This window comes from Bradyrhizobium nivariense (assembly GCF_029846695.2).
GTDB lineage: Bacteria > Pseudomonadota > Alphaproteobacteria > Rhizobiales > Xanthobacteraceae > Bradyrhizobium.
Window position 1 is genome coordinate 1 of record NZ_JARWCR020000072.1, and the last position, 12,396, is coordinate 12,396.

The following is a 12,396-nucleotide window of genomic DNA, read 5'->3' on the forward strand; positions in this document are numbered from 1 at the left end:
AGCGCATAAGCGGGAGTTCATCGACAAACTCGAGCCTCAAACTGCCGTTTGCCACGACGAGCACTTGCCACATCGCTCCAAAACTCCGCAGAACGCCAAATGCGTCACAAGCTCTCAGGGTGACGGTTTGAGTTGCGGGATTACCGCTCGAACGCCGCCTTCAGCGCGTTGAGGTGCGGCACCAGCGGGTTGCCGATCGCGGGGAGTTCGGGGGGCGGGGTGTGGATGGTGGTGTCGAGACGGCGCACGCGGGTCTGAAGGCTCATCGAGCGATGGATCAGGTCCTGCAACTGCGAGGGCAGCTTCTCGATGGTGTCGCCGGGACCGGGATCGGCCGCCGAGAGCTTGACCTTGGTCTTTTCGCGATTGGCCTGCCCGAGCGTCATCTCACCTTCTTTCACCGCGCGATGCAGCAGCAGCCACGAGGCGAGCTGCATCAGGCGGGTGGTGAGGCGCATGCTCTCGGTCGCATAGGTGAGGCTGACGGCGCGATCGAGCGCCTTGGCCTCGGTGCGGCCGGCGCCGTCGAGATAGGCGGCGGTCTCCTCGACCAGGTCCATGCCCTCACGGAACAGGGCGCCGAACGCCGCAGAATTGGTGAACCGCTCGCTGAGTTGAACGAGAGCGCCTTCGGCTTGCAAACGTTCCATGGTTAACGCCCCTTACGCAACTGATTACCCGCCCGGCTTAGGCGCCGGCTTATGATGAACAAATCATTGCGCGGGCGGGACGCGGAGTCCAGCGACAAGCACGGATATGGTTTCCGCGGGTCATTCCTCGGAATTCAACCGGAGCCAAAGCGCGCGCGGCGCGCTTTAGCTTGTTGTTTGAGCATGATCTTATCGGAAAACCGCTTCGCACTTTTCCGGATCATGCTGCCCCCAAAAAACAAAAAAAGAGCCGCCGGAAAACCGGCGGCTTTGAAAGTTGATAACAGGGAGGCGTCAAACAGAGTGGACAGGAGCCACTCGGTGTCCAAACGAGGACAGTTCCAGTCATAAACTCGAAAGCTTAATGTAGAGTAAACGAGCGATTATTTTGAGGGTTCGTTAGCCATGTCGGTCAGTGGCCGAGTGCGCTGCGGGGCAAATTCTCCGTCGCCATTCCGGCGAAGGCCGAAACCAGACCCTCATGGTGAGGAGCGCGCTCTTCGCGCGCGTCTCGAACCATGCAGGCCCTGCTCTCGCCCGCGGCCATCCTTCGAGACGCGCGTGCCGCGCTCCTCCAGGATGAGGCCGTGTGTGAGGCCAGCCGCCGCTCCAGCGTCGGACCCTACGACTTGAAGACGCTGTTCGCCGCATCGCGCGAGGCGCGCTTCTTTGTTGCGGCTTCTTCCAGCCTTGCGATCTCGGTCTTGAGCAGCGCGATGCGCTCGGTCAGTTCCTCGACCGACAACAGCGAGAGATCCTGTCCGATCTCGTGGCTGATCTTCTTGCGCGGGCGGTCGTCGTCTTCCATCGCCATCCAGGTTCCTCCTGCGTTCACGCCGGACAAGGCCGAGGCGGTTGCCAGCCTGCATCGCGCTGGCTAAGCAAAGGCCTCACGTCATCCCGCACCTTTGCTCAAGGACACATCATGGACAAGCTGCCCGCGCAAATGACCGTGGTCGCCATCTCCAAGCCCGGCGGGCCGGAGGTGCTGGTGCCGGAACAACGGGCGCTGCCGCAGCCCGGCCCCGACGAGATCCTGGTCAAGGTGCAGGCCGCCGGCGTCAACCGGCCCGACGTCGCGCAGCGTTCCGGCGCCTATCCGCCGCCGCCCGGCGCCAGCGACCTGCCCGGCCTCGAGATCGCGGGCGAAGTGGTGGCCGTCGGCAGCAACGCCAAGAAGCACAAGATCGGTGACATCGTGATGTCGCTCGTCGCCGGCGGCGGCTATGCGCAGTACTGCATTGCCCAGGACGCCCAGGCGATGAGCGTACCGCCGGCATTGTCGATCAAGGAAGCCGGCGCGCTGCCTGAAACCCTGATGACGGTCTGGCACAATGTGTTCGAGCGCGGCACGCTGAAGGCCGGCGAGACACTGCTGATCCATGGCGGCTCGTCCGGCATCGGCACCATGGCGATCCAGCTCGCAAAAGCATTCGGCGCGAAGGTGATCGTCACCGTGGGATCGCAGGACAAGATCGACGCCTGCCTCAAGCTCGGCGCAGATCGTGCCATCAACTACAAGGACGAAGACTTCGTCGCCGTGGTCAAGGCGGAGACGAACAATGCCGGCGCCAATCTGATCCTCGACATGGTCGCCGGCGACTATGTCGACCGCAACTATGATGCCGCCGCCGTCGACGGCCGCATCGTGCAGATCGCGACCCTCAACGGGCCCAAGGTCACCGTCAATATCGCCAAGGTGATGGTGAAGCGCCTGACCCATACCGGCTCGACGCTGCGTCCCCGTAGTAATGCGGACAAGGCGGCAATGGTGGCCGCGATCGAGGCGAAAGTGATGCCGCTTTTGCGCGAAGGCCGCGTCAAGCCGCTGATGGACAGCACTTTTCCGCTGGAAAAGGCATCCGATGCGCACCGGCGGATGGAAACCTCGGCACATATTGGCAAAATTGTGTTGGAGGTCTAGGTCAGCGGCCACAGGGCAGGGCGGAAACCCTTTGATTTTCCTTGCTTTCGTGGCATCTATCGCGACGCACCGAACCATCTTGTTCCGTTCGGAAAACGGCTTGCACTGACGATCCTGCACTGAAGAGTTTGCGTCGAACGCGGAGAACTGACCTTGCGTCTGATCAGGTGCCTCGCGCCCATAGCGCTGGGCCTCATGATTCTCGTCTGCGCGTTCCCGGCGCGCGCGCTTGACGCTGTCAGCGTCCGCGGCGACGCGCCCGCGATCGACCTTACCGGCGTGCTCGAACACCAGCGCAGCGACGCCGACCGCATCCAGGTCTCCACCGCGCCCGGCACCGACGGCATCGTCCGCCGCATCGAGGTGCGCGCCCGCGAGGGCGGCCAGAACTGGGTGGTGTTCGCGCTCGCCAACAACACCGACGACCAGCTCGACCGCCTGATCGTCGCCCCGCATTACCGCATCGTCTCCTCGGGGCTGCTCTGGCCCGATCTCGGGCTGTCGCGCATCGCGACCATCACGCCCTCGACCGGCGACCGGCCGGAGCGGCAGGAGAGCCCGACCGCCGACGTCTTCCGCGTCACCCTCGACCCCGGCGCCGTTATCACCTTCGTCGCGGAGCTGCGCACCGACAAGCTGCCGCAGCTCTATCTGTGGGAGCCGGAGTCCTACAAGGACAAGGTCAACTCGTTCACGCTCTACCAGGGCATCGTGATCGGCATCTCCGGCTTGCTCGCGCTGGTGCTGACCATCCTGTTCGTGGTCAAGGGCAGCATCATGTTCCCGGCTGCCGCGGCGCTGGCCTGGGCGGTGCTGGTCTATATCGGCGTCGATTTCGGCTTCTGGGGCAAGGTGCTCGACATGTCGAACAACGCCGAGCGCATCTGGCGCGCGGCGGGTGAGGCGATTTTGGCGGCGACGCTGCTGGTGTTCCTGTTCGCCTATCTCAATCTCAGCCGATGGCATGTGCGCTATTCCCACATCACGGTGGGCTGGCTCGCGTTCCTGGGCTCCCTTGTTGCGCTGGCCCTGTTCGACCCCGCCGTCGCCTCCGGCATCGCGCGCATCTCGCTGGTGCTGATCGCCTTCGCCGGCTTCGCGCTGATCGTCTATCTCTCGACCCACGGCTTCGACCGCGCGGTGCTGCTGATCCCGACCTGGTTCCTGCTGGTGGTCTGGGTGATCGCGGCCGGCATGACGGTGGCGGGCTCCGTCACCAACGACATCGTCGGCCCAGCGCTGCTCGGCGGCCTCGTGCTGATCGTGATGCTGATCGGCTTCACGGTGATGCAACACGCGTTCGCGGGCGGCGGCGCCACCACCGGCGTCGTCTCCGACATCGAGCGGCGGGCGCTGGCGCTGGCCGGCTCCGGCGATTTGATCTGGGACTGGGACGTTTCCGCCGACAAGGTTTTCACCAGCCCGGAGACCGAAGCCCTGCTCGGCCTCAAGCGCGGCACGCTGGAAGGCCCGGCCGCCTCCTGGCTCGAAGTGCTGCATCCGCTCGACCAGGACCGTTTCCGCGCGGCGCTCGACAGCGTGCTCGACCAGCGCCGCGGCCGCCTGGTGCAGGACTTCCGCCTGCGCACGCCGGACGGCCACTTCATGTGGTTCGCGCTGAAGGCGCGCCCGGTGGTCGGTTCCGATGGCGAGGTTTCGCGCGTGGTCGGCACGCTCACCGACGTCACCGAGCTGCGCAATGCCGAGGAGCGCCTGCTGCACGATTCCGTGCATGACAACCTCACCGGCCTGCCCAACCGAAAACTGTTCATGGACCGGCTCGGCGCCGTCGCGCATTTCGCCAAGACCATGCCGACGCTGCGGCCGACGCTGATGGTGATCGATCTCGACCGCTTCAAGCAGGTCAACGATTCCGTCGGCATCGCGGTCGGCGATTCGATCCTGCTGACGCTGGCCCGCCGCCTCACCCGCATCCTGAAGCCGCAGGACACGCTGGCACGGCTTGCCGGCGACCAGTTCGGCCTGATCCTGCTGTCAGAACAGGACCCGGCCCGCATCACCGCCTTCGCCGAAACCATCCGCAAGACCATCCGCGCGCCGATCGCCTTCAACGAACGTGAGATTTTTCTCACCGCCTCGATCGGCCTCGCCTTGTCCGATCCGCAGACGCAGCTCACGGACGAGATCATCAAGGACGCCGAGCTTGCGATGTATCACTCCAAGCGCATCGGCGGCGACCGCATCGACGTCTACAAGCCCGCGATGCGCGCCCGGAAAACCGACCGGCTGACGCTGGAGAGCGAACTGCGCCGCGCCATCGAGCGGCAGGAGCTCACGATCCTGTACCAGCCGATCGTGCGGCTTGAAGACCGTTCTGTCGCCGGCTTCGAGGCGCTGGTGCGCTGGGATCATCCGAAGCTCGGACGCATGGCGCCGTCGGAATTCATCACCATTGCCGAAGAGACCGGCCTGATCATCGACCTCGGCATGTTCGTGCTCGACCAGACCGCCAAGCAGCTCTCGATCTGGCAGCGCGCGATGCGCTCGCGCGAGCCGATCTTCGCATCCGTCAACGTCTCCTCGCGGCAATTGCTGCGCCACGATTTGATCCACGACATCCGCACCGTGCTCTCGCGCTCCTCGGTGGCGCGCGGCACGCTGAAGCTGGAACTGACGGAATCGCTGGTGATGGAGAATCCGGAGCACGCGGCGCAGATGCTGACGCGCATCCGCGAACTCGGCACTGGACTGTCGCTCGACGATTTCGGCACCGGCCATTCATCGCTGGCCTATCTGCAGCGCTTCCCGTTCGACACCATCAAGATCGACCAGTCCTTCGTGCGCACCGGCAATCGCGGCACCCGTCCGGTGATCCTGAAGTCGATCATCGCGCTCGCGCACGACCTCGGCATGGAAGTGGTCGCCGAAGGCGCCGAGACCGATTCCGACGCGGTCGAGCTCTACCAGATGGGCTGCGAATACGCGCAGGGCTTTGCGTTCGGCGAGCCGATGGACGCCGATGCCGCGATGCGCCTGCTCACGGAAGTGCGGCTGGAAGCGGCGAGCTGACTTTCCTTCGCCTCACCCCGGCCTGCGCCGGTCGCTCTTTTTCTTCGTGAACCTGACGCTCTGGCCGTCCGGCATCCGCATCGCCACAAAGCCCGCGGCGAGGCAGGCTTCGCGCTGCGGCATCTGGATGTCGGGGCTGCGCAGGCTGTCCCACCATGAGGCACGATTCGCCGCGCGCGGCAGGGCCGCGCCGATGATCTCCTCGATCTGTTCATAGGTCAGCACGAATTCCGCCTGCTTCTGCCGCATCAGATAATCGCGCAACGCGTCGTAATCGTTCACCGCTGTCCTCTTCGCTGGTCGAAGCCCCGCTTTGCCCAAAAACGTGAGCCGCGGAAACCAATTTTTAACTCATTAAGGCAGCGCCGTCCCGGCTTAAACACTACTCAAGCTTTCGGGCGCATTCACTCATGTCGGGAGCAAACGATGTTGTCTGGATGGCGCGAAGTCATGGCCCGCCGGCCATGGCGGCTTTCGGCGAAGCTGCTGATCATCTCGTCCGTGGTGACGGTGATCGGCTTTTCCGCCATTTGCGTCAACGTCATGCTGGACATGCGCCGCGGCGAGGAGGCGCTCGCCCGCCAGACGCTGGAGAACCTGGCGACGACCATCGAGTCCGACGTCAGCCGCAACATCGAGATCTACGATTTGTCCCTGAAGGCGGTCGCCAGCAACATGCTGCTGCCGGAGATCGCCACGGTCTCGAAGTCGATCCGTCACCTCATCCTGTTCGACCATGCGACCACGGCGAGGCATTTCGGCGCCATCCAGGTGTTCGACGCCGACGGCCGGCTCACCATCGACGCCTCCACGCTCGATCCCCTGCCGGAGAACCGCAGCGAGGAGGACTACTTCAAGATTCATCGCGACAATCCCGAAGCCGGGCTCTTCATCAGCCGTCCCATGCTGTTCCGCGGCGCTTATGCGATCGTGCTGAGCCGGCGCATCAGCGACACCGACGGCGGCTTCATGGGCGTCGTCGCCGGCTCGATCCGCTTCAGCTATTTCCACGAATTGTTCGAGCGGCTGAACCTCGACCCTGACGACACCATCACCGTGCTCAAGCGCGACCGCACCATCATGATGCGGCGGCCGTTCGACCTCGACGTGATCGGCAAGAATCTCAGGGCGCAGCAGAGCTGGAAGCCCGACAATCTCAGGGCCGGCGGGTCCTATGCGGGCCAGGGCCCGGTGGACGCGACGCCGCGCCTCTATGTCCGCAGCACCGGCTCCGGTGCGATGTTCGTGGTGGCAGGCAAGCCGCTGAACGCGGTGTTCGAGCTCTGGCAGAGGGAAGCCTACCGGATCGGCGCCGTGGTCCTCGCGCTCATCCTGTTCATGCTGGCCTCGACGCTGGTGCTCGCGCGCGAGATCGGCCGGCGCGCCGAGGCCGAGCGCAAGCTCGAGGAGATGGCGACGACGGACGCGCTCACCGGCCTGAAGAACCGCCGCAAGTTCGACCAGGTGATCGACGTCGAATGGCGCCGCGCGATACGGCAGAAGACGCCGGTCGCGCTGCTGATGATCGATGCCGATCACTTCAAGGCCTACAACGACACGTTCGGCCATCAGGCCGGCGACCAGGTGCTGGTCGGCATTGCGATCTGCATTTCCGACTCGGTGAGCCGCGCCGGCGACTGCGCCGCGCGCTATGGCGGCGAGGAATTCGCCGTGCTGCTGCCGGGCACCTCGGTCACCGACGCCTTCAAGGTGGCCGAGGCGATCCGCGTCAAGGTGCAGGGCTGGTCCGACGACCAGGCAACGACCACCATCTCCTGCGGCATCGCGAGTCTCGTCCCTACGGCAGGTCTGGACTGGTCCATCCTGGTCGCCGCCGCCGACAAGGCGCTCTATGCCGCCAAAGCCGGCGGCCGCAACCAGTCCGTGGTCGCAAGCTTGCCGAAGCTGTCGCTGGTGGCGTGAGGGGCGGCTCGCTATTGGCGGCGAGCCGCGCACCAAATACTCAATGTCGTCCCGACGGAGGCTACTGCCCCAGATACTTCTTCATCTCCGCGATCAGCCCGTCGCGCAGCTCGGGGCGCTGCAGGCCGTAGGCGATGTTGGCGCGGAGGAAGCCGGGCTTGGAGCCGCAATCATGGCGCTCGCCCTCGAACTCGACGCCGTAGAACTTTTGCGATTTGGCGAGCCCGATCATGGCGTCGGTGAGCTGGATCTCACCGCCGGCGCCCCGCTCCTGGGTCTCCAGGATCTTGAAGATTTCCGGCTGGAGGATGTAGCGGCCGGTGATCGAGAGATTGGACGGCGCGGTGCCCTTGGCCGGCTTCTCGACCATGCCGTCGACCTCGAACATCTTGCCGGTGCGTTTGCCGACGCCGCAGATGCCGTATTGATGGGTGAGATGGTCGGGCACCGCCTCGACCGCGATGACGTTGGATTTCTCGCCGAGCTTGCTGGCGGTCTCGATCATCTGCTTCAGGCAGCCGGGCGAATTGAGCACGAGCTCGTCGGGCAGCACGACCGCGAACGGCTCGTTGCCGACGATGTCGCGCGCGCACCAGACCGCATGACCGAGGCCGAGCGGCGCCTGCTGACGGGTGAAGCTGACGGCGCCGGCTTCCGGCTGGTTCTGCGCCAGAATCTCCTGCTCGGCCTTCTTGCCGCGCTGGCTGAGCGTCGCATCGAGCTCGAACATCTTGTCGAAGTGATCTTCGATGACATTTTTGTTGCGGCCGGTGACGAAGATGAAATGCTCGATGCCGGCCTCCCTCGCCTCGTCATAGACGTACTGGATCAGCGGCTTGTCGACGATGGTCAGCATTTCCTTCGGCATCGCCTTGGTGGCTGGCAGGACGCGGGTGCCGAGGCCGGCGACGGGGAATACGGCTTTGCGAATTTTCATGGGATTGATCGAATACCTGAGGACGTGAACGGAGCAATGGCATCTTGCTAGCTTGTTTGCAGCCGCTAACAAAGGCGGATGTGGGGCCTCGCCCCCACAGAGTTGAGAAAAAGGCCGTCACCAAAATTTCACCTTTGTTAAGCTAGTGGCAACCGTAACCGGGCCTCCTGAAGGCGAATTTTCAGGCCGACGGGTGGACATGATGCAATCGATGGCAGGGCTGGCGAAACGTGCTGGATTTGTGACCAGCAGAGCGATGATTGCGGCCGCGTTGCTACTGCCGGCTTGCGCGCAGGCGCAAAACGGCCTCTCCAATCTGTTTGGCGGTATTTTCTCCGGCCCGAATCCGGCGCCCCCGCAAGCCGCGCCCGGCCCCGGCGGCGCTCAAACCGGAGCTCAGCCCTGGAGCGGCGAGGATGGCGCCTCCGGCCATCCGCTGATGACGGCGGCCGCGATCCGCGAAGCTGCCGGCAACTTCAACAATTGCGTCGCGGCCATGTGGCCGGATGCCGCACGGCGCAACATCACGCAGGAAAATTTCCAGCGCTTCACGGCAGGCCTTGCGCCCGACCTGCGCATCATGGACCTCATGGACTCGCAGCCGGAGTTCACCAAGTCGATCTGGGATTATCTCGACATCCTCGTGAACGACAACCGCCTCGCCAAGGGCCGCGAGGTCCTCGCCAAATACAAGGCGCAGTTCGACGCCACCGAAAAAGCCACCGGCGTCGATCGTTATATCATCGCCTCGATCTGGGGCATCGAGTCCAACTACTCGACGCAGATGGGAGACCGCAGCGTGCTGCAATCGACCGCGACGCTCGCCTGCATCGGCCGCCGCCAAGCCTATTTCAGGGACGAGTTCCTCTCGGCGCTGGAAATCCTCAACCGCGGCGACCTGCGGCCCGAACAGTTGCGCGGCTCCTGGGCCGGCGCCTTCGGACCGACCCAGTTCATGCCGACCGCGTTCAAGCGCTTTGCGGTGGACGGCGACGGTGACGGTCGGCGCGACGTCGTCGACAATCCCACCGACCTGATTGCGTCGACCGCCAACAATCTGAAGAAGGACGGCTGGCAGGCCGGCCAGACCTGGGGCTACGAGGTCGTGGTGCCCCAGGGCTTCAACTACATGCTGGCCGACCGCGCCAAGGCGATGACGATGGCGCAATGGGAGAAGCTCGGCCTCAAGCGCCCGGCCAACCAGCCGTTCCCGCATCCGGCCGAGAAAGCCTATCTGCTGGCGCCGGCCGGCGCGCAGGGGCCGGGCTTCCTGATGCTGCAGAACTTCCGGGTCATCATGAAGTACAACCCGGCCGAGGCCTATGCGCTGGCGATCGGCCATTTCGCCGACCGCCTGCGCGGCGGCCAGCCCTTCGTGCAACCCTGGCCGCGGCAGGAACGCGAGCTGTCCCGCACCGAGCGGCTGGAACTCCAGCAGCTGCTGGCCCAGCGCGGCTTCTACAAGGGCACCCCGGACGGCCAGTTCGGCGGTCAGACCCGGGAGGCCCTGCGCAACTTCCAGGCCTCGGTCGGGGTCGCCGCGGACGGTTTTGCCTCCTCCGACGTGCTGGACCGGCTGCGCGGGCGGTAAAATCGCGCCGAAAGTAACCCTGAACAGGGATTTTGGCAGGCAGCCTTGACGGGGGGCGGCTGTTCCCCGTGTATGGGCCAAGAATCTCAACGATCTGAAGAGAATCTGAAAAGAGAATCTGCCCGTTTGGCGCCTGATTCCGTTATTATATCTATTATATCGAGCCTATCCCGATCCCCATTGCGCGTGCCCGAGATCGCATGTCGAAGAAGTCCCTGTTCAAGGCGCTGACCGAGACCGGCCCGCTGATCGTGCTGGGGACGGCGCTTGCGATTCTGGTGTCGGTCGCGGGACCCGCCTCGGCGCAGTTCTTCAACTTCCCCGGCTTCGGCGGCCCACCGCAGCGTTCGGCCCCGCCACCACGAAGCGGCGGTGAGCGCGGCGGATGGTTCGGCGGCGACTTCTTCGCGCCTTTCCAGCAGCAACAGCAGCAAGCGCCGCGCCAGGATTTCTCGCGCGCGCCGGCGCCGGCCAAGCGCGATACCATCCCCGACAGGAACGTGCTGGTGATCGGCGACGCCATGGCCGACTGGCTCGCCTACGGCCTGGAAGACGCCTACACCGAGCAGCCCGACATGGGCGTGATCCGCAAGCACAAGACGACGTCCGGCCTGATCAAATATCAGCCCAAGGGTGAGCCCTCGGACTGGGCGGCGGCTGCGAAGGGTATCCTCGAAACCGAAAAGCCCGACGTGATCGTCGTCATGCTCGGTCTCAACGACCGCATCGCGATCCGCGAGGCGGCAGCACCCGACAAATCGGACAAGGCGACGGACAAGGACAAGAAGAACGACAAGGGCGCGCGCGGCAAACCACCGGCCAAGCCCGGCGATGCCAAGCCCGGCGACACTGCCGCGAAGCCAGACGACAAGCCGGCCGATGCCGACCTGCCGCAGGATGATGCCGACAACGCTGACACACCGGCGGTCGCGGCGCCCGAGAAGACCGCACGCAACCCGAACGGCCTCTACGAATTCCGCGACGAGCGCTGGGTCGAGCTCTACGGCAAGAAGATCGAGGAGCTGGCCAACGTGCTCAAGAGCAAGGGCGTGCCGGTGCTGTGGGTCGGCCTGCCCGCAATCCGCGGCCCCAAGGGCACCGCGGACATGCTGTTCCTGGATTCGCTCTATCGCGAAGGCGCGGCCAAGGCCGGCATCACCTATGTCGACGTCTGGGACGGCTTTGTCGACGAGGCCGGCCGCTTCCTCCAGAAGGGCCCGGACTTCGAAGGCCAGATCCGTCAGCTCCGCAGCTATGACGGCGTCTATTTCACAAAACCCGGCGCGCGCAAGCTCGCGCACTACGTCGAGCGCGAGATCACGCGCCTGCTCGCCGGGCGCTCCGGCCCGATCGCGCTGCCGAGCGAACCGGCGACCCCCGATACCAGTGCCGAACCCGGCAAGCCCGCGCCGCGGCCGCTGGCCGGCCCGATCGTGCCGCTGGTTGCGGCCTCGATCTCGACCGATCAATTGCTGGGTGGGCCGGGCTCACGTCCTGCCGCCGTCGATGCGCTCGCTGCGAAGACGATGGTGAAGGGCGAGCCGCTGGCTGCGCCCGCCGGCCGTGCCGACGATTATGCCTGGCCGCGCCGCGAGGTCGGCCGCGAGCAGGCCAAGGGCGATACGCCAATGGCCGCGACGACGCCTGACGGCAATGCGTCGGGCACGCCGGGTGCGGCCGCAGCGATCGCGCCGCCAAAGCTCGCGCCGAAGAAGCCGCCGGTGCCGCAGCAGCCGGCGCAAGCGGCGCCATCAATTCGTGATTTCTTCGGCTTCGGCTCTCCGCCGCCCCCGCCGCGTCAATTGGCGCCGGCACCGCGCAATCCGAATCCCAACCCTGCGATCCCGCGTCCGCCAGGCAACGTTGGGCGATCGGCGGAAGTGTTCCGATAATTGGTTTCGCCTGCACGATAGTTGAGACGTTGGCTCTAGCCGTAATAGCGCCAGCGCGGCGGCGGACGGCGGGCGGGACGTGCCATCAACAGCGCGAGTGCAAAGCCGATGCCGCCGGCGACCAGCAGCGCGCCGAGCGGGTTGTCCTGCACCTTCTGGGCAATCGCCTGCGAACCATCGCGGAAAGTCTCGCCGCTGTTGTCGTAGGCATTCTTGGCGTAGCCAGCCGCCGTCTCGCCAGCGTCACGTACGGCATCCTTGGCCTGGCCGTACAGATTCTGCACGGTGCCGGCGGCTTCGCGTGCCTTGCCGGACGCCTGTGTCTGCGCATCGCCGGCCAGATCTCCAACAGCGCCTTCCGCGCGCCCGGCGAATTCCTTGGCCGATCCGACAATCCGATCCTCATCCATGATGCTCCTCCTCGGGGGGTCAGCCCAAGTAACCGATCA

Annotated in this window: 11 protein-coding genes; 5 read left to right on the forward strand and 6 right to left on the reverse strand. The window is 65.1% G+C overall.

Translation table 11 applies throughout. The annotated features are described in order from the left end of the window. Positions 1-140 precede the first annotated feature (140 nt). The 3 genes from rcdA to QCM77_RS37145 form a co-directional block, all read right to left on the reverse strand. Positions 141-650: a protease adaptor protein RcdA gene (gene rcdA, locus QCM77_RS37135; protein ID WP_280096236.1), complete on the reverse strand. Its 510-nt coding sequence runs from the start codon at positions 648-650 to the stop codon at positions 141-143. A gap of 134 nt (positions 651-784) precedes the next feature. After that, positions 785-979 carry a hypothetical protein gene (locus QCM77_RS37140; protein WP_279662510.1) on the reverse strand — a complete coding sequence of 65 codons (195 nt, stop codon included), beginning with the start codon at positions 977-979 and terminating at the stop codon, positions 785-787. 293 nt (positions 980-1,272) lie between these two features. Continuing rightward, entirely contained in the window at positions 1,273-1,464 is a 192-nt protein-coding gene (locus QCM77_RS37145; RefSeq protein WP_279662509.1) for a DUF1192 domain-containing protein, read from the reverse strand. Positions 1,465-1,575: 111 nt separating this feature from the next. On the opposite strand from QCM77_RS37145, the gene QCM77_RS37150 reads away from it, so the two are divergent. Then, complete coding sequence (locus QCM77_RS37150) at positions 1,576-2,574, forward strand: NAD(P)H-quinone oxidoreductase (protein ID WP_280096237.1); 999 nt, start codon at positions 1,576-1,578, stop codon at positions 2,572-2,574. A 153-nt stretch (positions 2,575-2,727) separates the two neighbouring features. Next, positions 2,728-5,604 carry an EAL domain-containing protein gene (locus tag QCM77_RS37155; RefSeq protein ID WP_279662507.1) on the forward strand — a complete coding sequence of 959 codons (2,877 nt, stop codon included), beginning with the start codon at positions 2,728-2,730 and terminating at the stop codon, positions 5,602-5,604. Positions 5,605-5,616: 12 nt separating this feature from the next. Here QCM77_RS37155 and QCM77_RS37160 read toward each other — a convergent pair whose 3' ends face one another. Further along, positions 5,617-5,886: a DUF7662 domain-containing protein gene (locus QCM77_RS37160; RefSeq protein ID WP_280096238.1), complete on the reverse strand. Its 270-nt coding sequence runs from the start codon at positions 5,884-5,886 to the stop codon at positions 5,617-5,619. Positions 5,887-6,030: 144 nt separating this feature from the next. On the opposite strand from QCM77_RS37160, the gene QCM77_RS37165 reads away from it, so the two are divergent. Next, positions 6,031-7,527, forward strand: coding sequence for a sensor domain-containing diguanylate cyclase (locus tag QCM77_RS37165; protein WP_280096239.1), 1,497 nt, complete (start codon positions 6,031-6,033; stop codon positions 7,525-7,527). 61 nt (positions 7,528-7,588) lie between these two features. Here QCM77_RS37165 and galU read toward each other — a convergent pair whose 3' ends face one another. Then, a complete protein-coding gene (gene galU, locus QCM77_RS37170) occupies positions 7,589-8,464 on the reverse strand; it encodes a UTP--glucose-1-phosphate uridylyltransferase GalU (RefSeq protein WP_279662504.1) in 876 nt (291 codons plus the stop codon). A 199-nt stretch (positions 8,465-8,663) separates the two neighbouring features. Between galU and QCM77_RS37175 the strand changes: the two genes are divergently transcribed. Both QCM77_RS37175 and QCM77_RS37180 read left to right on the forward strand, forming a co-directional pair. Further along, a complete protein-coding gene (locus QCM77_RS37175) occupies positions 8,664-10,055 on the forward strand; it encodes a lytic murein transglycosylase (protein ID WP_279689832.1) in 1,392 nt (463 codons plus the stop codon). 200 nt (positions 10,056-10,255) lie between these two features. After that, positions 10,256-11,947 carry an SGNH/GDSL hydrolase family protein gene (locus QCM77_RS37180; protein WP_280096240.1) on the forward strand — a complete coding sequence of 564 codons (1,692 nt, stop codon included), beginning with the start codon at positions 10,256-10,258 and terminating at the stop codon, positions 11,945-11,947. 35 nt (positions 11,948-11,982) lie between these two features. Here QCM77_RS37180 and QCM77_RS37185 read toward each other — a convergent pair whose 3' ends face one another. After that, positions 11,983-12,357 carry a CsbD family protein gene (locus tag QCM77_RS37185; protein ID WP_280096241.1) on the reverse strand — a complete coding sequence of 125 codons (375 nt, stop codon included), beginning with the start codon at positions 12,355-12,357 and terminating at the stop codon, positions 11,983-11,985. Positions 12,358-12,396 lie beyond the last annotated feature (39 nt).

Excerpts from the sequence above, each read along its gene's own strand:
- rcdA (WP_280096236.1), bottom strand. The coding sequence starts at position 650 with ATGGAACGTTTGCAAGCCGAAGGCGCTCTCGTTCAACTCAGCGAGCGG.
- QCM77_RS37145 (WP_279662509.1), bottom strand. The coding sequence starts at position 1,464 with ATGGCGATGGAAGACGACGACCGCCCGCGCAAGAAGATCAGCCACGAG.
- QCM77_RS37150 (WP_280096237.1), top strand. The coding sequence starts at position 1,576 with ATGGACAAGCTGCCCGCGCAAATGACCGTGGTCGCCATCTCCAAGCCC.
- QCM77_RS37165 (WP_280096239.1), top strand. The coding sequence starts at position 6,031 with ATGTTGTCTGGATGGCGCGAAGTCATGGCCCGCCGGCCATGGCGGCTT.
- galU (WP_279662504.1), bottom strand. The coding sequence starts at position 8,464 with ATGAAAATTCGCAAAGCCGTATTCCCCGTCGCCGGCCTCGGCACCCGC.
- QCM77_RS37175 (WP_279689832.1), top strand. The coding sequence starts at position 8,664 with ATGATGCAATCGATGGCAGGGCTGGCGAAACGTGCTGGATTTGTGACC.
- QCM77_RS37180 (WP_280096240.1), top strand. The coding sequence starts at position 10,256 with ATGTCGAAGAAGTCCCTGTTCAAGGCGCTGACCGAGACCGGCCCGCTG.
- QCM77_RS37185 (WP_280096241.1), bottom strand. The coding sequence starts at position 12,357 with ATGGATGAGGATCGGATTGTCGGATCGGCCAAGGAATTCGCCGGGCGC.